Source organism: Pantoea sp. Mb-10 (assembly GCF_021272205.1).
Lineage (GTDB): Bacteria > Pseudomonadota > Gammaproteobacteria > Enterobacterales > Enterobacteriaceae > Pantoea.
Genome location: NZ_JAJSDX010000006.1, coordinates 51449 through 68951, shown reverse-complemented (window position 1 = coordinate 68951; position 17503 = coordinate 51449). Strand labels below are relative to the sequence as shown.

The 17503-nt window shown below is 53.8% G+C and carries 15 protein-coding genes; 10 read left to right on the top strand and 5 right to left on the bottom strand.

Translation table 11 applies throughout. The features are described 5' to 3' along the window. Window positions 1–21: 21 nt before the first annotated feature. Window positions 22–429: a helix-turn-helix domain-containing protein gene (locus LU196_RS13570; protein ID WP_232760176.1), complete on the bottom strand. Its 408-nt coding sequence runs from the start codon at window positions 427–429 to the stop codon at window positions 22–24. A gap of 169 nt (window positions 430–598) precedes the next feature. Between LU196_RS13570 and LU196_RS13565 the strand changes: the two genes are divergently transcribed. The 3 genes from LU196_RS13565 (at window position 599) to LU196_RS13555 (ending at window position 5069) form a co-directional block, all read left to right on the top strand. Further along, window positions 599–1651, top strand: a complete 1053-nt coding sequence (locus tag LU196_RS13565) for an NAD(P)-dependent alcohol dehydrogenase (protein WP_232760175.1) — start codon at window positions 599–601, stop codon at window positions 1649–1651. Between the two features lie 156 nt (window positions 1652–1807). Continuing rightward, the gene (locus tag LU196_RS13560) at window positions 1808–3637 is read left to right on the top strand and encodes a methyl-accepting chemotaxis protein (RefSeq protein ID WP_232760174.1); all 1830 of its coding nucleotides are present in this window, start codon (window positions 1808–1810) and stop codon (window positions 3635–3637) included. A gap of 364 nt (window positions 3638–4001) precedes the next feature. Further along, complete coding sequence (locus LU196_RS13555) at window positions 4002–5069, top strand: diguanylate cyclase (RefSeq protein ID WP_232760173.1); 1068 nt, start codon at window positions 4002–4004, stop codon at window positions 5067–5069. 44 nt (window positions 5070–5113) lie between these two features. Here the strand turns inward: LU196_RS13555 and LU196_RS13550 are convergent, their stop codons facing one another. Further along, window positions 5114–5380, bottom strand: a complete 267-nt coding sequence (locus LU196_RS13550; RefSeq protein WP_232760172.1) for a DksA/TraR family C4-type zinc finger protein — start codon at window positions 5378–5380, stop codon at window positions 5114–5116. Between the two features lie 510 nt (window positions 5381–5890). Continuing rightward, the gene (locus tag LU196_RS13545) at window positions 5891–6094 is read right to left on the bottom strand and encodes a general stress protein (protein ID WP_232760171.1); all 204 of its coding nucleotides are present in this window, start codon (window positions 6092–6094) and stop codon (window positions 5891–5893) included. A gap of 721 nt (window positions 6095–6815) precedes the next feature. Between LU196_RS13545 and LU196_RS13540 the strand changes: the two genes are divergently transcribed. After that, window positions 6816–8384, top strand: coding sequence for a methyl-accepting chemotaxis protein (locus tag LU196_RS13540; protein ID WP_232760170.1), 1569 nt, complete (start codon window positions 6816–6818; stop codon window positions 8382–8384). Here LU196_RS13540 and LU196_RS13535 read toward each other — a convergent pair. Together LU196_RS13535 and hpxD are read right to left on the bottom strand one after the other, a co-directional pair. After that, window positions 8381–9349 (bottom strand): PDR/VanB family oxidoreductase, encoded by a 969-nt coding sequence (locus tag LU196_RS13535; protein WP_232760169.1) that lies wholly within the window; start codon window positions 9347–9349, stop codon window positions 8381–8383. The genes LU196_RS13540 and LU196_RS13535 overlap by 4 nt on opposite strands. A 10-nt stretch (window positions 9350–9359) precedes the next feature. After that, window positions 9360–10391, bottom strand: a complete 1032-nt coding sequence (gene hpxD, locus LU196_RS13530) for a molybdenum cofactor-independent xanthine hydroxylase subunit HpxD (RefSeq protein ID WP_232760168.1) — start codon at window positions 10389–10391, stop codon at window positions 9360–9362. Window positions 10392–10514: 123 nt separating this feature from the next. Here hpxD and LU196_RS13525 point away from each other — a divergent pair, with 123 nt between their 5' ends. From LU196_RS13525 to LU196_RS13500, 6 genes are all read left to right on the top strand, one after another. Beyond that, window positions 10515–11429 carry a LysR family transcriptional regulator gene (locus LU196_RS13525; protein ID WP_232760167.1) on the top strand — a complete coding sequence of 305 codons (915 nt, stop codon included), beginning with the start codon at window positions 10515–10517 and terminating at the stop codon, window positions 11427–11429. A gap of 802 nt (window positions 11430–12231) precedes the next feature. Further along, window positions 12232–12687 (top strand): flagellar protein FlhE, encoded by a 456-nt coding sequence (locus LU196_RS13520; RefSeq protein WP_232760166.1) that lies wholly within the window; start codon window positions 12232–12234, stop codon window positions 12685–12687. Window positions 12688–12839: 152 nt separating this feature from the next. Next, window positions 12840–13532: an ABC transporter ATP-binding protein gene (locus LU196_RS13515; RefSeq protein ID WP_232760165.1), complete on the top strand. Its 693-nt coding sequence runs from the start codon at window positions 12840–12842 to the stop codon at window positions 13530–13532. Window positions 13533–13658: 126 nt separating this feature from the next. After that, a complete protein-coding gene (locus LU196_RS13510) occupies window positions 13659–14762 on the top strand; it encodes an ABC transporter permease (protein ID WP_232760164.1) in 1104 nt (367 codons plus the stop codon). Beyond that, window positions 14752–16218: a TolC family protein gene (locus LU196_RS13505; RefSeq protein ID WP_232760163.1), complete on the top strand. Its 1467-nt coding sequence runs from the start codon at window positions 14752–14754 to the stop codon at window positions 16216–16218. The genes LU196_RS13510 and LU196_RS13505 overlap by 11 nt, the downstream gene beginning before the upstream one ends. Beyond that, entirely contained in the window at window positions 16208–17461 is a 1254-nt protein-coding gene (locus LU196_RS13500; protein WP_232760162.1) for an HlyD family secretion protein, read from the top strand. The genes LU196_RS13505 and LU196_RS13500 overlap by 11 nt, the downstream gene beginning before the upstream one ends. Window positions 17462–17503 lie beyond the last annotated feature (42 nt).

The following is a 17503-nucleotide window of genomic DNA, read 5'->3' as shown; positions in this document are numbered from 1 at the left end:
CGTTAAAGCGTGGTTCACGCTTTAACGTTCACTGTCGTCAGGGGGCGTCAGATGCGCTGAATGCAAATGGGCTTCCATGGCATCGAGCGCCGTCTGGTGCGCCAGACCCCATTGATACATCTGCTCAATGGGCTCTGCAAACGTCTTACCCAGCGGGGTGAGACGATAGTCCACTTTAGGCGGCACGACATCGTAAACGTGTCGTGCGATCAGCCCTCTCAGCTCCAATTCTTTCAGCGTTTGAAACAGCATTTTTTTTGAAATGCCCTGCAAACTTCGCTGCAATTCTCCGGTACGCGCCCGCCCCTCGGGCCAATGATAAAGCGCGTGCAGAACCATGCTGCTCCACTTCAGCGAAAAAAGATCCATCAATCGACGCGGGGGAGAGTCCGCATAGAAAACCAATTTACCGTCGACCCAAGCTGGCATAGCGTCTCCTCATTACAGTGAATGTTTATATCTTTCCGAGAGCGTATGCAGTTATCTGCTGCCCGCGCATTATTGTGGTAACCAAAAGGTAACTACTATCAAAATGGCACCGCATTCACTATAGTCTGCCGCCTTTCGCACTCTGACGCCAACACTCATGAGAGGCTCGATGAAAATCAACGCACTGGTTGCCCACGATGCAACACAACCGCTTATTACCGACGCGATTACGCTGCGCGCCCTGCAGCCCCATGACGTCAAAATTGATATTCTTTATTGCGGCGTTTGCCATTCCGATCTGCATATGGCGCGAAACGAATGGGCCGTCAGTCGCTACCCGATGGTGCCTGGCCACGAAATCATCGGCCGCGTGGCGGCCACGGGATCTCACGTTTCCCGCTATAAAGCAGGCGACGTGGTGGGCGTGGGCGTGATGGTAGACGCTTGCCGTGAATGCCACTTTTGTCAGCAGCAGGAAGCGCAATACTGCGAAGCAGGGTTTACGCCAACCTATAACGGTATCGACAAATATACCGGCGACAGCACGTGGGGCGGCTATGCGCAGCATACCATTGTGAATGAAGACTTCGTGGTCGCGGTGCCGGGCAATTTACCGCTGCCCGGTGTAGCCCCCTTATTGTGTGCAGGTGTGACGGTTTGGTCTCCGCTGCGACACTTCAATGTATCCGCCGGCGACAAAGTGGGCGTAGTAGGATTGGGCGGGTTAGGGCACATGGCCGTAAAACTGGCGTCCGCAATGGGTGCAGAAGTCACGCTCTTTACTACGTCCCCGGAGAAAGGCGACGATGCGCGTCGTCTCGGCGCGAGCAATGTGGTGGTCTCACGCGACGCGGCGCAGATGGCTGCGGCGCGAACGTCGTTGGACTTTATTATCGATTGCGTCTCCGCGCCGCACGACCTGAATCCTTACCTGGCAACGCTTGCCACCAACGGACGCTTGGTGCTGGTGGGGATCCCCGAGTCACCCCATCTGGCGCCGGATGTGACACCAATGGTGTTTCGTCGGTTGAGCATCAGCGGATCGTCCATTGGCAGTATCAAGGAGACGCAGGAAATGCTGAATTTCTGTGGTCAACACAACATCACTGCTGACGTTGAATTAATCACAGGCGAGGGCGTCGAAACTGCCTTCTCTCGCATGTTGAAGGGTGACGTTAAGTATCGCTTTGTGATCGATATCGCTGCCACGCAGTGGGCGTAAAAGATAAAAAGGGCGATTTCACCCTGAAATCGCCCTGTCCAACGCGATCATCTACTGAAATTTTTCTTTTTATTACCAGCAAGTTAAATCTTTCTTTGCCCGCACCGATAACTCTCTCACGAAAGCGATAAAAATAATCATCTCAGGAGCGAGAACATGGGACTGCTATCCCGATTACGGAATGTCCGCATTACACGTAAGTTATCAGCAGGATTTGGCATCGTACTTTTGTTAGTGGCGCTCGCTACCGGGCTTAGCGTGCAGCGCTTCACTGAAATCCACGACATTTATCAAAAAACGAACCTGATTTACGACGTCAATATCGACGTGTTTCAGGCCAAGATCAATCGACTCAAGTATCTCTACGGTGACGACAAAGCGGGACAGGCGATGGCGGACTACGTTAGTCACGCGCAGCGTATGAACCGAGAAGCCAAACAGCTTTCATGGAGCCGAGACGCCGAGGCGCTGATTAATCAACTCGACGAGCACCTCGCGGCCTTTCAGAACAGCATCGGCGCGATGACGCAGGCCACGGCGCAGCTTAATGCGCAGCGCGCGCAGTTGGATTCTCTCAGCCAACAAGATATGACGGCGCGTTATATGCAGCTGATTCAGACTCCCGTCAGTGACCCCGCGATAACCAACAAGATTTATCAACAGCTGTTTACCATCAGCAACGTGCGCGAAGAGGCATGGGCGCTGCGCTTTAATGCATCGGATACGCTACGGGCCACGCTGGAGACGCATTTCCGCCAGGCCAGCGATGATATGAAATCTCTGTTAGCGCAGTTGCCCGCGGAGCAGCAGAGCGGTTTTACCTCGCTCTGGCACGATACCGAGCGCTTCAAAGATCTTAGCCTGCAGGCAGCAAACAGCTATGCGCAGCTTCGCAGTGCGGAGAATACCGTTAAAGTGGCAGGCGACAGCAGCAGCGCCACCATTAAGAAGATCATCACGATAGTGAAAGCGCGTAACGACGTGCTTGCCAAAGGCTCGGCAGCGCTGATGATGCTCATCGGTGGCTTAGCTATCCTGTTTGGCGTGCTGGTAGCGTGGTATATCATTCGTCAAATTACCCGTCCCTTATTCCACAACCTGGCGCTGGCAGAGCGCATTGCCAGTGGCGATCTGCGTTCTCATATTACCGCCGATCGGCAGGATGAGTTTGGCAAGCTCACTGCGGCGATGGGGCGCATGAATGCGCGTCTTCAAAGCATGATAGGCGATGTGCGCAACAGCGTTGACAGTGTTTCACAAGCGGCAAGTGAGATTAATCAGGGTAATCTGGACCTCTCTTCCCGTACGGAACAGCAAGCGGCGGCGGTAGTAGAAACGGCGGCGAGCATGGAGCAGCTGACATCTACCGTGAAAAACAATGCCGATAATGCGCGCCATGCCAGTCAAATTGCCGCAGAGGCCCGGCGTAACGCCAATCAGGGCGGTGTCGCGGTGCGTGATGTGGTAAGCACCATGGGTGACATTTCTGAGAGTTCAAAGAAAATTGCCGATATTACCGCCGTCATTAATAGCATTGCTTTTCAGACCAATATCCTCGCGCTGAATGCCGCAGTTGAAGCGGCTCGCGCGGGCGAGCAAGGCCGTGGCTTTGCGGTGGTGGCGAGTGAAGTGCGTAATCTTGCCCAGCGCAGCGCAGGTGCCGCGAAAGACATTGAGCAGCTGATTGGTGAATCGGTTTCCCGCATCAGCAGTGGTCACCAGCAGGTCGCACGCGCCGGTGAAACCATGGAGCAGATCGTGGCCAGCATTAACCACGTCAACGAGATCATGGAAGAGATTTCCGCCGCCTCCGATGAGCAAAGTCGCGGCATTGAGCAGATTGCCCGCGCGGTAGGAGAATTGGACACCACCACTCAACAAAATGCGTCTTTAGTCAGTGCCTCCTCGCATTCTGCCCATTCGCTTGAAGAGCAGGCTGTGCGATTGTCGCAGCTGGTAACGCAGTTCCGCCTGCAGAACGGCTAACCTCAAGGACGGATGTTTGCCCTGAGTCAAAAAAGGATCGCGCATTGCGATCCTTTTTTATTTCCCGTTTCCGCCACGAGCGCGGGCATCATGCGCTTATTCGTGCAGTTTCACCTTTCCAGCGTGATTCAAAAAGTTTACGGCTGATCTTACAAAATGTTCTTTTATCGGCCTCGCAAAGCGAGAGGGGAGGGGGATGGCTTAACAGGATTCACTGTAATCAGTTCAGCGCGCGAAAACACGAGCAACTTTAATCAAAAGGCGATGAATTGTTTAGGCAAGGAGAAAATTCTTAAAAATAAATTAAAGGCAAGCGCGTTTTCCCGTTAACATAGCGATTACCGCCACCCTTGATCGCTTACCCATGAATTATTATTCGCCTGATGTCGGCCATCTTAAACGGCGTTCCCAGCGTTTCGTGCGCAGAATGTTTATCATGCGTCAACTCGGCACGATCCTCTGTTTTTTCCCGATTTTATCGGTACTGCTTGAGCAGCACCGCAGCCCGTTTATTTGTCTTCTTTTGTTTATTAACGCTTATTTTTGGCCATGGCTTGCGCATCATCGGGCGCTGCGAGCAGAAGACAGCACGGTTGTTGAGCGACAAAATTTGACGCTGGATGCCGCCTTTGGCGGGATATGGGTGGCGCTAATGGCCTTAAGCCCTTTGCCTTCGTTTGTCATGATGGCGGTGCTCGCGTCGGATCGTTACTCGGCGGGTGGCGGTTCGCTCCTGCTCGCCGCGCTAAAAGCCTTCTTTTGTGGGTTCGCGCTGACCTGGTTAATGGATGGCACAAAGCTTACGCTTCACTTCAGCATGCAAACCGTGTGGCTGACGCTGCCGCTGGCAACGTGCTATCTCCTCGCGCTGAGTGTGACCTCCTACAATCTCACGCTGCAGCTACGCAAGCGTAACCGCGAGCTGGAACGCATCGCATTAATGGATCCCGGTTTGCAGCTTCCCAATCGACGCCTGTTTGAACGGCATCTGGAAAGCGAGTTTTTATGTACCCGTCGTGGTGAAAGTGCGGCTTATCTGCTGCTGATGGACGTCGACCATTTTAAAACGGTGAACGATACGTGGGGGCATGAGGCGGGTGACTTTTTGCTCGCTGAGATCTCAGCGCTGCTGCGCAATTATGTTGGCCTGCAAGACATACCGGCGCGGTTGGGCGGCGATGAGTTAAGCGTGATTATTCACCATGCCAGCGATGAATCCGTGGTGATCCTTGCCAGAAGGTTGCAGGAAAAGATAGCCACCGTACGTCTACCCGCCGCGCAAGCATATCGCTGCTCGGTCAGCATTGGCATCGCTTCTGCCAGTCGCGCTGAATCACTGACCCAATGGTTGCGTCACGCTGACGAAGCACTCTACGACGTTAAGCGCGCCGGGCGTAATGATGTACGCTTATGGCAAGAGCAGAGTACCTGAATATTGAGCGCAAACAGGCTGCCATGCGTCTTGAAGGCGGCCAGTCAGCGCAGTTGGCTATCCTTACTGCCTCGCCGATTGTACCCGCTGTGACTTGCCTCTTTTTCATCCAGCTTTTGCTGACACGCTACGCAGTATTGCACGCCGGGTAACGCCAGGCGGCGCGCTTCCGGTATCGGTTCACCACACGCTTCACAATACTGTGCACTTTTACCCTGATTGAGATGGCTGCGCGCCCTGGCGACAGCGTCATCAACGGTGGCATCAATCTGTTTTTGCACCGCACCATCTTCGGACCAACCGCCTGCCATGCTGACCTCTCTTGATTCGTATTCCTGCTGCAAAAATTGTTTGCAGCGTACTTACACACTGTAGCCAGGATTATTGAACGCAGATCACCGCGTGTGCGATCGGTACGATACCAAGCGGCATAACATGCCTGTGCAAAGGGGTGCGAAACGCAGGTTATAAACCAGGCAAAGTGAGACAGCGTTAATTGCTAAATAAAAGTGCTAATAATAAATATAGGTTCTAAAAAGGAGGTTAACAAAAGTGTACAATCATGTGTGATTTGTACAAATATAAAATATGAAAAGCGTGATAATAACTGAGCGCTGATTTAAAAAAATAAGAAATAGCAGTTACAGCCTCGCAGGTAAGCGTGACGATAAAACCACTTTTGCGATTAATAAGACGCCAATTACGCCCTGAAGAAAGAGATAACTCTCCCGATGCTGATTTAGCGAAGCGGTAACGCAGCGTCAGGAGAGCGCTTGGATAATGCAACAAAGAAAACTACTATTCAGAAAACGGCTCAGAAATTACTTACGACGGCTGATTTTACCTCCTTTGCGGCCCGCTTCGATAGCGCGCTGAGGATCGTTTTTGAAGTTGCCGCCACTGACCTGACCACCCTTACGGCCTGCTTCAGCAGCTCGCTCTTTGTTCTCAGCAAAGTTACCCGCGCCGCCTCGCCTCTGCTTCTTTTGTTCTTCCTCTTTAACGAGATCGTGAGAATCCGTCATTTTTCGTCCTCTTAATATTTATACCAATGTAAAGCAAAAAATAAATGTAGTGCTGTTTTTACCACAATCAAGGTTCGATGAATCTTAATGATTAATATTTATCGTTGCGTTCGATCAGGGATAACGCAATTTTACTGCGACTTGCGCAAAAGTGGTATGAAAAATGATTGTTATCAGATTTTATTCATCATGCGAAGCGAAATTTTTTAATTATTTAAACGGAGCGGTAAAATCAGGAAGGTTTTTCTTAATTTATATTACTGTCAATCGTCATATTCGCAAACGGACCACTTTCATGTGGAATAATCCTCATTTTTACCGCTTCGCTTAAATAGGAAAGGTGTTAGCCAGTGCACTTCGCCTATTAATTTCTCTTTTAAATAATGCATGACAGGTATTATTGATGAGCGGGACGAGAAGGTCAGCCCGTTGTGGCGGGATGCACGCCGCCCCCTACAGTCTCGCTAATGAACCTTGTGATTGTTGATGATGCACTGTGCGGCACATCAGTGTGCTTTGCGTCGATCCCTGCCAGCTTTCAATTGATAGGAACGATAATAGCAATAGGAATTAGTTATAGTTACGTAAAGACGCTCAGATAAGCCCAGCGACAGACGATAACAACTGTATTGCTGAAACAAGGACCACGTAGCGGCAAGTTGCATTCGCTTTTCCTTTCTTAAGCCACATTTCACCTTGTTATCGAGGCCTCTGGATGAACATGATTCAAGCATTTTCACGCAATGTTACGTTGCGTACGAAGTTAGTTGTCTCATCGCTGGCGAACATTGCCATGCTGCTTTTTGTTGCTGCGTTAGGGTTAAATTCGCTTAAGCTTGCTGACAAAGGCGTCAATGGGATTATGCAGGATGATTATCCCTCTATATCACTGAGCAACCAGCTCATTGATGAAATCAATGTTTCCATTCATCAGCAAGCCCTGTTGCTGAGCCCGATTAATGTCGAACAGCGGCGCGCGATTACCGATTCGCTCACCCATGCTTCGCAGCAAATTTCCGCACTTTATAAACAAATTGAGGGGATTTCGGATGACCAAGAGTCAAAAGATTCCCTCAACGTGATCAACGGCAAACGTGATGCTTATCTTACTCATCGCGATCAGTTTTTGCAGTTGCTGAACGGCAACAATGCGCAGGCGTTAGCGTTTTATTTCAACCAATTGGCGAAAGTGCAGGGCGACTATACCCAAGCGGTCGAGGGATTTATTGCGCTGCAAGAAAAGCAAATGCAGCAGTCCTACGGCGAGTTTGTGCGCTCGTATAACGCCACCAAAATTTTCATGGTGGTGATATTTATTGCCGCCGTGATGCTCTCCACCGCGCTGGCATGGCTGATCATTCGCTCAATTACGGTGCCGTTGAAAAACGTTATCGCGTTTCTTTCACGCGTTGCAGACGGGGACTTGAGCAGCGCGTTTCATGAAAAACGCCGCGATGAAATGGGGCTGTTGATTAATGCTATTCAGCACATGCAGCAAAAAATGTCGCTGATCGTCAGTCAGATTCGCCAAAGCGCAGAGCAAATTTCAGGCGGCGCCAGCGAGATCATGTCTGGAACGCAAGATTTGGCCGCGCGCACCGAGGAGCAAGCCAGTTCCGTGGAACAAACCGCAGCGTCGGTCGAAGAGTTCACGGCGACCATCAGCAACACGCGCAACAATACCCATTTTGCCGCGGATTTATCCACTAAAGCGGAAACGGCCGTTGATCAAAATGTCATGATGATGAATCACGTCTCCGGCAAAATGGCAGAAATCCACGACTCTGCGAGCCGGATGTCAGACATCATTAACCTGATTGATTCCATTGCGTTCCAAACAAATATTCTGGCCCTGAACGCCGCCGTTGAGGCCGCCCGCGCTGGCGAGCATGGCCGCGGTTTTGCCGTCGTGGCGCAAGAGGTACGTGGACTGGCGCAAAAAACGGCCACGTCGTCGCGTGAGATTCGATCGCTAATTGAAGAGTCCTCGACGCGCATCGTTGATGGGCGCGACTCCGTCACGGAGGCCAACAAACTGATGTCGGACATGATGCTCAACGTCGCTAATATGAAAGAGGTGCTGGCCCAGATTAATCAGGCCAGCAGTGAACAGGCGGATGGCATTAGCCAGATCAACATCGCCATCAGTCAAATTGACCTCACGACGCAGCAGAATGCGTCGCTGGTTGAGCAATCTCTGGCGGCCTCGTCGATGTTGAACGAACAGGCAAACCAGATGCTTAAAAGCGTAAGCGTATTTAAGTTGGCGCCTGAACCCGCCGCGATTTAGAGATCCAGCACCAACTCGGGCGTTTTACTGCGCGAGCAGCACAGTGCAATGTGCTGCTCGGCACCGCTTTTTTCTGCCGCAGATTGAACCGTATCGCGGTGATCGATCTCGCCGGCGGTGACGCGCGTTAAACAAGCCCCACACATGCCCATTTCGCAGGATAAAGTCACGGCGATGCCATTATCCTGTAACACGCGCGCAATGGTCTGCCCTGCGGGTACCGTGCACTGCCGCCCAGAACGCGCCAGCGTGACGGTAAAAGCGCCCTCCTCGCCCAGAATCGGCGCCGCTTGCACTGGCTTGAAGGCCTCGGTATGGATCGCCTCAGCCGGCCAGTTATACGTCAGCGCCTGCTGTGTTACCTGTTGCATAAAGCCTGCCGGTCCGCACACATAGAGATGTCTGTCTGGTTCGTGCGACAGCACCGCCGCAGGCAAGGCGCTGCGGGGACTGTTGCCCTCGCTGCTGTACCAAATTTTGCACTGACCTTGCGCCATATAGCGTGACAGTTCGGGCAGGAACGCTTCATCGCCACGCTGCTTGACGAAGTAATGCAACACAAAAGGGGTGCCAGCGGCATCCAACGCGTCGGCCATGGCATACAGGGGCGTAATGCCAATACCGGCTGCCAGTAATGTCACGCTTTCTGCGGACACCAAAGGGAAAAGATTGCGTGGCGGTGAGATTTTGAGACGCTGACCGGGCCGTAGCGTGTCATGCACATAACGGGAACCGCCGCGCGATTGCGCGTCGCGTGCGATGCAAATGTGGTAAGCCTGCTGGTCGCGGTTGGACCCCGTGAGTGAATATTGGCGCACCAACCCGGCGCGTAAATGCACATCAATGTGAGCCCCAGGCTGCCAGACGGGGAGGGGGGCGAAATTTTCCGCCACCAGCCTGACGCTGAGATTGTGGCGGCCCTGGCGGAAGATACCGTCTACCACCACGTCAAATTCTGTGCTCATCATGGCCTCCTCATACCAAAAAGAAATCGCCAAAGCCCATACGCTTCAGGCCGCGTCGGTAGGCAATCGAGCTGCGATCGGCGGGGATATGTGCCTCCATGCTTAAATCCAGCGGCAGCCGCTCTGGTTTTTGCGTTTCAACCATCAAGCGATCTTCCTCGAAGACCCGCAGGTTAAAGGCATGAACATCCTCAACCGGTACGTGCAGATCAAAGTTACGCGCAATCGGCGCAAACATACGCGTTTTACGCGCAGATACCGGCGAAGCGGCATTCATGATGACCAGGCGCGACTCGCCAGGAAAATGGATAGTCAAGGTAGCGGTAAAGGGTAAATGCATCTCAAAATGGCGCAGCCATTCGAAGCCCTCCGGTGCCTGCTGCGGGCTGTTGGCGGCAAAATTACTTACGCTGCTCCAGTAATCCACCACAAAACCGGTGTCGGTTTCCATTGGCGCGTACTCGGGCACCACTTGATTGGTGGCATCGGCAAAGGTCTCGGTGTGCACCCAGGCAAAGTGCGCGACGTCAAGGAAACCCTCTACCTGACGACCGGCAAAGCCATTCACTTCAAAACCGGGGCAATTGATCTGCTGAAAGCCGTCATCGTCCCAGTGCGGCATTGACGGCAGCGGTGCCGGATTATCTGCATCGGGTGCCAAACAGACCCAGATGAGCCCGTAGCGTTCTTCAACCTGATAGGTGGTGAGATGAAGCTTAGCGGGCACGGCCTGACCGGGACTGGAGGGAATGCGATTGCAGCGCCCCTGCTCGCCAAACCGCAGACCGTGATAAGGGCAGACGATGCCGTGCTCGTCATGAAAACCCAGCGTTAAAGGCACGCCGCGATGCGGGCAGACATCCCGAGCGACCACGACCTGACCGTTGATGCGGTATACCACCAGTTGTTCATCCAGCAGCGTGGCTTTTTCTGGCGCGCCAGTGATATCGCAGGCCCGTGCCACGGGGTGCCACTGCTGTGCCAGGCGTAACCAATCGTCGGGTTCAAATGTGCAATGTGCGGGAGGCGTAATGCTGCTCATGGCGATGTCCTGTAACAAGTGGCAAAAGGCTTCATTTCTGTCAGGACATTGTGAATACTAAGCAGTGTACAAATCCATCATCAATAATTCAGCAATGTGTTGCAAAAAACAGAACAGGTGGCCATGAGTCCTTTTTCCCGCTTTTCCCTGTATTTCACCGAAGTGGCGCGCAGCGGCAGCTTGCGAAGGGCGGCGGAGAAGCTGCACGTCTCGGCATCCGCCATTAACCGGCAAATTCTTCAGGCGGAAGCCCATTTCGGAACGCCGCTGTTTGAACGCCTTCCCGAGGGGCTGCGCATGACCACGGCGGGCGAATTGCTCTACGACGACGTGATGCGCTGGCAGCGCGAATTTCGTCTTACGCGACAGCGTTTTGATGACATTCAGGGGTTAAAACGTGGCAATGTCAGTATGGGATTAGTCCAGTCGTTGACGCGCGGCGGCGTCGCGGATGCCATTGGGCAGATGGCGCGCGAGTACCCGTGGCTGCGACTTGAATTGACCGTGGACAGCAGTCACGCGATCAGTCAGATGATTCGTCATGCAGAGATTGATTTCGGTCTGATTCTTGACCCGGCCGGGCAGGCAGGACTGGACGTGCTGGCGTTTGCCGAACTGGAGATGGGCATTGTGATGCCCGCCGCACATCCGCTGAGCGGACACGCCGCGCTGTCGCTGAGCGATCTCAGCCACGAGCGCCATATTTTACCGGGAGAAGCGCTGGTGGTGCACGAACGCGTGGCGGCGCTTTACCGCAAGCAGGGGATGGCGCCGGACAACATCATAGCCTGTAATGATATCCGTTTAATTCGCAGTTTGATTGCCCAAGGCACTGGCGTGTGCGTGTTGAGCTTGCTTGATGTGCTGACCGAAGTGCAAACCCATCAGCTCTGTTTTGTTCCGCTCAAGCACAGCGTCATGCGCCCGTTGACGCTGGCGTTGTGTACCGCACCTTCTCGGCAGTTGTCGCGTGCGGCTCTGCGGGTCATTCAGCGGGTAACCGAAGCGATAGAAACCTTGTCTGCCCGGCAAGCGTGAGCATAAAACGGCGGCACCGCCGAGGGAGCGGCAAAAAAAGAGCCCCCATACGGGGGCAACAGGAGTGACTCTTCTCTGTGCTTCGTTGGATTTCGTCACAGAGCCAGTTAAATATAAAGCACAGCGACCGCTTTGCCGCTGTGTTTATCAGTTTTTTAGCTTATAAAACATAACATTAACGACAGTAATATTTTTAACCGCTTGTTTTTCGGTCGGTAATTTCTAATGAAAACGATTACTGAGAATGCTCTTAAAACGCGTATCACATAGTGAGCGAAGGCATTGCAGGCGACGTCCAGCCAGTGCTGCGCCTCCTACAAGAGGATCTCGCCCTCAGACAGTCACCCACTGACGTCCTCGCGCAGGCAGGCGTTGAGACTGCGAGTCATGTTGGGTCATCACGCACCTTCCCAAGCCGTGCCGCAAGGATACGCTGCGCGAGTGTTCGTAGAGAGGCAAGCGCGTGAAGGTAACCTCCATGGGGATGGCTACGTGCACGCCGATCGCCTGCGGCGTTAAGTGCACGGCAGGGAGAGTCTCGCTGACCCGCATAATCCGACTGCCATTGGCGTAGTGGCGCGCCCGCTGCACGACTTCCTTAAAATGAGTTTGGCCGTTAAACATTCATGATTATTTTATTCAATGAAAATTAATAATGTTGCTATGCCTTAGAAACAGGGTTTGGTAAGGATTACGAACTATCAGTGGTTTGAAAATGTAAAAAGTTTTGTTTGCTATTTATAAAAATAAACATTATTAATGCATCGCTTGCGGTAATTTGACAAAAACTTAAGGAAAAGCTATGAAAATGATTTCTCGCCTGGCGATGGGCGCTGCGTTTGCTCTGGGACTGGCTTCAATGGGCGCTCAGGCGATTGATGGTGGTGCATACCAAAGCTCCCCTAACAAATCGATGATGGTCACCGCTGCGAACAACTGGTACACCTTCGATTTCCCGATTAGGGCCGGTGCGATTCCCGTGACGAATGCCACGGTATCCATCATTTATTATGATTACGCGCTGGGGCAGGTTGACGTGGGTAACCGCGGCACGCTGGTGGTACAACTCTGCCAGGGATCCACCATTAACTGTGTGGATATTTCAGCCGCGAAGTCGGGCACGACCACAGCGTTTAAAGGCCGTTCAGCGAACACGCCATTCTTCCTTTACTACAGCGTTCGCTCCAACAAAGCGACCGGCAGTATTTTCGGTTCCGGCACCACCCAGGTCACCGTGAACTACGACGTTCCGCATTGATTTAAGCGCGATCATTACCAGCAAGGTATCCCCAGAGGGATACTTTGCTGATGTGTAAGACTCACTCGATCATTTATGCTGGTTATCCTCGCCCCAATGCACCTGTTTACGCGGACTCATCAACACGCGGCACTCAAGGACGCGTTTTACGTATGAGCGTCATCCGATGCGACAATGAGGCGCTGCGCCTCGAAAACGTCTGCTATCACTACGGCTCAGCGGATGCGCCGATCAACATTCTCACGAATATCTCACTGTGCATTGCGCGCGGTGAAACGTGCGCCATTACCGGCCCTTCCGGCGCAGGAAAAAGCACCCTGATGCACCTGATCGGATTACTGGAAAGGCCGCGGGCGGGAAACCTTTTTATTGCCGGGCAGGAGACGTCTCACGCCTCTGCTAACGTGCGCGCACAGCTAAGAAACGAACACATTGGTTTTATTTTTCAAGCTTTTAATCTGCTTCCTCGCCTAACTACGCTGGAGAACGTGGCGCTGCCTCTGCTGTACCGTGGCGAAAAGAAACGTGCGGCCTTGCTAAAAGCGGCGGACTGGCTGGATCAAGTGGGTCTGGCTGAGCGGGTGCACCATCGTCCCAGCGAACTTTCCGGCGGCCAATGTCAGCGCGTGGCCATTGCTCGCGCGCTCTGCGGCAATCCCTCTTTGCTGCTGGCGGATGAACCTACCGGAAACCTTGACGATGAAACCGGCAACAAAATTGTGGAGGTGCTATTGGAAAAAAATCGAACCCATCGCACCACGCTGGTTATCGTGACGCACGATAAGGTGCTGGCAAGCCGAATGAACAGGCAGTTTTATGTCACCAATGGCGGCATTCAGGAATGAACACTTGTCAGGTTTTTGCGTTGCGCAGCGCGAGAATCAGGGAGAACCAGTATTAAGTACGGACCGTCTTTTACGCAGATTCTGCTCTCCGCGCTGGAAAGTATTCGGCACCTTGGTCGGCGTGCCGTGCTGGCGTTTGCGGGCATCGCGGCAGGAAGCGCCGCCGTGGTGGCGTTGATCAACGTCGGCAATATGGCGCAGCTCGAATCTGCGAATGTGTTTAAAGGCATGGGCAGCAACGTGCTTATCGCCAATCTCCAGCCTGCACCGGGACAGCGGCCCACTGGAATCCTACCGGGCTCGTTTGATCCTGAGGCGCTGCGCGCGGCAGTGCCTGAGGCAAAACAGGTTGCCGCCACGACGATCACCGCGCATGACGTGGCGAATCGCGGGGGCATGATCCCAACCCTACTGATCGGCGCAAAAGGGGATCTCATGCGTATCATGGGATTATCACTGCAACAGGGCCGCTTTTTAGGGGCCGCCGACGCTGACAGCACCTATATCGTCTTGGGTAACGGCATGGCGCAAGGGAAATCTCTTGGCGACCGCTTTCATATCGGACATTACGTGTATGAAGTGGTTGGCATTCTGGCTCACCGTGACAGCAATCCGCTGTTTCCTTTCGATCCCGACAGCGCCATTTTTTTGTCAGCCAACAGTATGAAACGTGTGATGCCCATGCCTTATCTCTCCACGGTCATCGTGCAATATTCGCGCGATACCTCCGACGCCATGGCTGACCAATTGAAAACGACACTCCTGGCGCTTCAGCCCGCTCTGAATGTCAACGTACAGGTGCCGGCGCTGCTGCTGAACGGCATGGATCGCCAGTCGCAGTTGTTTGGCTGGCTGCTGCTGTCAATGGCTGGGATATCCCTTCTGGGCGGCGGGATCGGCGTAATGAATGTGATGATGATGAATGTTGCTGAGCGCAAAAAAGAGATCGGCATTCGCCTGGCGCTCGGCGCGCGAACGCGTGACATCGCGGTGCAGTTTTTGCTGGAGGCGCTGGTGTTAAGTGCCCTGGGCGCGCTGGCGGGCTGTTTAATTGGCATTGCGGGTGCCGGCGTATTCTATCGCTTGTCTGCCTGGTCGACCTTTTCGCTGTCATTTGCATCTCTGGTGCTTGGCGCGGCAAGCTCGCTCATTACCGGGCTGTTTTTTGGCCTTTATCCGGCGCTGGCGGCGGCTAAAATTGAACCGGTCAGGGCGCTCAATGATGCCTAATCCACGCCGCTTGCGCATATTACTGCTGCTGCTTTTTACCTGCTCCGTTTTCGCACAGCTACCGGACAATGCGGGTATGACGCACCGCGCAAGCGAGCAAAGCATTACGCTGACGTTGAGCGATGCTATTGCGCTGGGCTTGCGAAATAACCGCAGCGTGAAAAGCGCCTATCTCCAGCGCGTGGCGCAAAAATTCGATCTTCGCGTGGCGGAGGACAGCTTCACGCCAAAACTGACGATTTCGGGCAATTATCTTTACGGTAAAAACCAGGATTCACCTTATACAGAGAGAAACCTGGGCCCCGAAACGACGCTGCTCACGCCTTACGGCACGCGCTTGAGCTTGGGCTGGGCACACCAAAATATCCGTAACGGCAGCCAGGAAATGTACAACAATGACGGCGCCAGCTTCACCCTCATTCAGCCTTTGCTACGCGGGGCGGGTAAAGACGTCACGACCGCGCCGCGCGAGCTGGCGAGGCTTACCGAGGCGCAAAATAAGCTGATGCTCAAAGCCACGTTGGCACATACCGTTACCGACATCGCTGCAGCCTACCGCAACGTTCAGCGTGCTTCGGAGGAACTCAACATCATAGAGGTTTCGCTGACGCGGGCTAAAGCGTTGCTGGAGGTGAACACCGCGTTGATTGAGGCCGGTCGAATGGCGCAGGTAGACAGTGTGCAGACTGAGGCCGATGTGGCGAACCAAGAGCTGGCAGTGGAGCAAGCGCGCAATGAGCGTGACAGCACGCGCCTCGCGCTGCTGCAGCTGCTGGCCTTGGATTTGCGTACCCCACTTGTAGTCTCTCGTCCCGCGCGCCCACAATTTGTCCGCATCAATGTTGCTGACGCGCTGAAGCTGGCCAAACAGACGCAACCCGCCTATTTGAGCCAGCTCATCAACAATAAAAAAGACGATCTAAATGTTTTGCTGGCCAGAAATGGTCAGCTTTGGGATATCTCGCTGGTGGCAAGCGCCAGAGACACGCACTCCCGTTCAGCCGGCACGGACAGAAATGTGGGGCGGGATAATTATATCGGCGTTCAGGTTGAAATCCCGGTGGGCGATATGGCGCCGCGTCAGGCCACACTGAATGCGGAGGTCAATCAGAAAGTGCAGCGCCTTGCTTCAGAAGAGAGCGAGCAGCAGCTTACGCGCGATATTTACGCCGCCGTCAACGAGGTGAATACGCGCTGGAAACAGTATGGTATCGCGGTAAGGGCCTATGATCTCACCCGACAAAAAGTGGACATTGAACGACAAAAGCTGGCAGTGGGGCGATCGTCAAATTTTCAGGTGCTCTCGTTCGAGACGGATCTGCGTAATGCGGAGAATGCGCGGTTGACGGCGTCAATACGCTATCAAACCGCAATTACCGCGCTTGATGAGGTCATGGGAACCACGCTGCAGAGCTGGGGTATCACGCTCAATGAAGGTGCAAGCGATGTTAATTAACAGAAAACGCGCGCTGCTGGGCGCGTTTGTCTTGGTGGTGATTGCGGTTGGCATGTCAGGCTGGTGGCGTCTTCGCCCCGATCGGACGAATAGCGAGAGGCCGCAGGCAATCTGGCAAGCGGTAAACGTCGCGGATGTCAAAACTACGCTGGGTCTGGCTGGCCGCATTGCAGCGGCAAAGACCGTCACGCTTACGGCTCCCTTTGAAGGAACGGTGAGCACAATCGCTGCGGTGGCGGGTAGCAAGGTTAACGCGGGAGAGATCATATTTACGCTGGATACCGCGCAACTGGATATGCGTATCAGAAACGCCTTGTCCGACGTGCTGAAAGCCCAGCGCGAGGTGAGCCGCTTTGAACAGTGGAGAAGCACCCCGGAAATTTCTCGCCTGCGGCGCCAGGTTAGAATGGCCAGTGTCCAGTTAAAAAATAGTCAAACCAGCCTCGCGGAAACGCAGGCACTTTACCAGCGGGGGATCGTCTCCCGGAACGAATTAGACGCCATTCGCTTGCAGGTAGAAACGCAAACCGAGGAGCAGCAAAACGCCCGAGACGAGCTCACGCTGGCGGAAGCGGGTGCAGATCGCGATAACCAGCAAATCGCCAAGATGGCGTTGACCAACGCGCAAGCGCAATATGGCCTGCTAATTGAACAGGCAAAACACGCGGTGGTGAAAGCGCCTTTTGGCGGCTTAGTGCTGCAAGCGACATTACCCGGCGGCAATAAAGCGGCGCTGCCGGTGGTGGGTCAACTGCTTACACAGGGGAGTCCGGTTTTCAATTTGGCCGGACTTGAGGAGATCAATATTGTTGCCCGGGTACAGGAAAGCGATACGCGTTTCTTAAAAGAAGGCATGCCCGTTGCCCTCGCCATTGAGGGCATCAGCGCGAAGACATTTTCTGGTCGCCTGACGCATATCAGTGTTGAAAACGCCAACGGCGGCGAGATGGGCGGCCCCGCCGAATATGATGTCGTTGCCTCAATGACCGCCGCGCCCGCCGAGCTGAGCGCATTGCGCCTCGGCATGAGCGCAACCCTTGATGTCATCACGTATCACAACCCCAACGGCATTACCGTTCCGCCTCAGGCGATCGCGATCGACGATAACGGCAGACGCTATGTCATCTACCGGCGCAGTGCAGCAGACGAAGCGAAGCGAGTGTATGTACAGGAGGGCCATGCAACTGCGGCTGGAACGGAAGTCAGTGGTGTGCAAGCGGGTGAGGTATTACTGCAGCCCTAAGGGATTGGATGCTGAATAAACGCTGGCGGCGCAGAGATGCCG

Bases quoted from the DNA above. Each gene is read 5' to 3' on its own strand.
- LU196_RS13525 (WP_232760167.1), top strand. From the start codon at position 10,515: ATGAGTCCTTTTTCCCGCTTTTCCCTGTATTTCACCGAAGTGGCGCGC.
- LU196_RS13515 (WP_232760165.1), top strand. From the start codon at position 12,840: ATGAGCGTCATCCGATGCGACAATGAGGCGCTGCGCCTCGAAAACGTC.
- LU196_RS13560 (WP_232760174.1), top strand. From the start codon at position 1,808: ATGGGACTGCTATCCCGATTACGGAATGTCCGCATTACACGTAAGTTA.
- LU196_RS13545 (WP_232760171.1), bottom strand. From the start codon at position 6,094: ATGACGGATTCTCACGATCTCGTTAAAGAGGAAGAACAAAAGAAGCAG.
- LU196_RS13555 (WP_232760173.1), top strand. From the start codon at position 4,002: ATGAATTATTATTCGCCTGATGTCGGCCATCTTAAACGGCGTTCCCAG.
- LU196_RS13500 (WP_232760162.1), top strand. From the start codon at position 16,208: ATGTTAATTAACAGAAAACGCGCGCTGCTGGGCGCGTTTGTCTTGGTG.
- hpxD (WP_232760168.1), bottom strand. From the start codon at position 10,391: ATGAGCAGCATTACGCCTCCCGCACATTGCACATTTGAACCCGACGAT.
- LU196_RS13535 (WP_232760169.1), bottom strand. From the start codon at position 9,349: ATGAGCACAGAATTTGACGTGGTGGTAGACGGTATCTTCCGCCAGGGC.
- LU196_RS13540 (WP_232760170.1), top strand. From the start codon at position 6,816: ATGATTCAAGCATTTTCACGCAATGTTACGTTGCGTACGAAGTTAGTT.
- LU196_RS13505 (WP_232760163.1), top strand. From the start codon at position 14,752: ATGATGCCTAATCCACGCCGCTTGCGCATATTACTGCTGCTGCTTTTT.
- LU196_RS13570 (WP_232760176.1), bottom strand. From the start codon at position 429: ATGCCAGCTTGGGTCGACGGTAAATTGGTTTTCTATGCGGACTCTCCC.
- LU196_RS13520 (WP_232760166.1), top strand. From the start codon at position 12,232: ATGAAAATGATTTCTCGCCTGGCGATGGGCGCTGCGTTTGCTCTGGGA.
- LU196_RS13565 (WP_232760175.1), top strand. From the start codon at position 599: ATGAAAATCAACGCACTGGTTGCCCACGATGCAACACAACCGCTTATT.
- LU196_RS13550 (WP_232760172.1), bottom strand. From the start codon at position 5,380: ATGGCAGGCGGTTGGTCCGAAGATGGTGCGGTGCAAAAACAGATTGAT.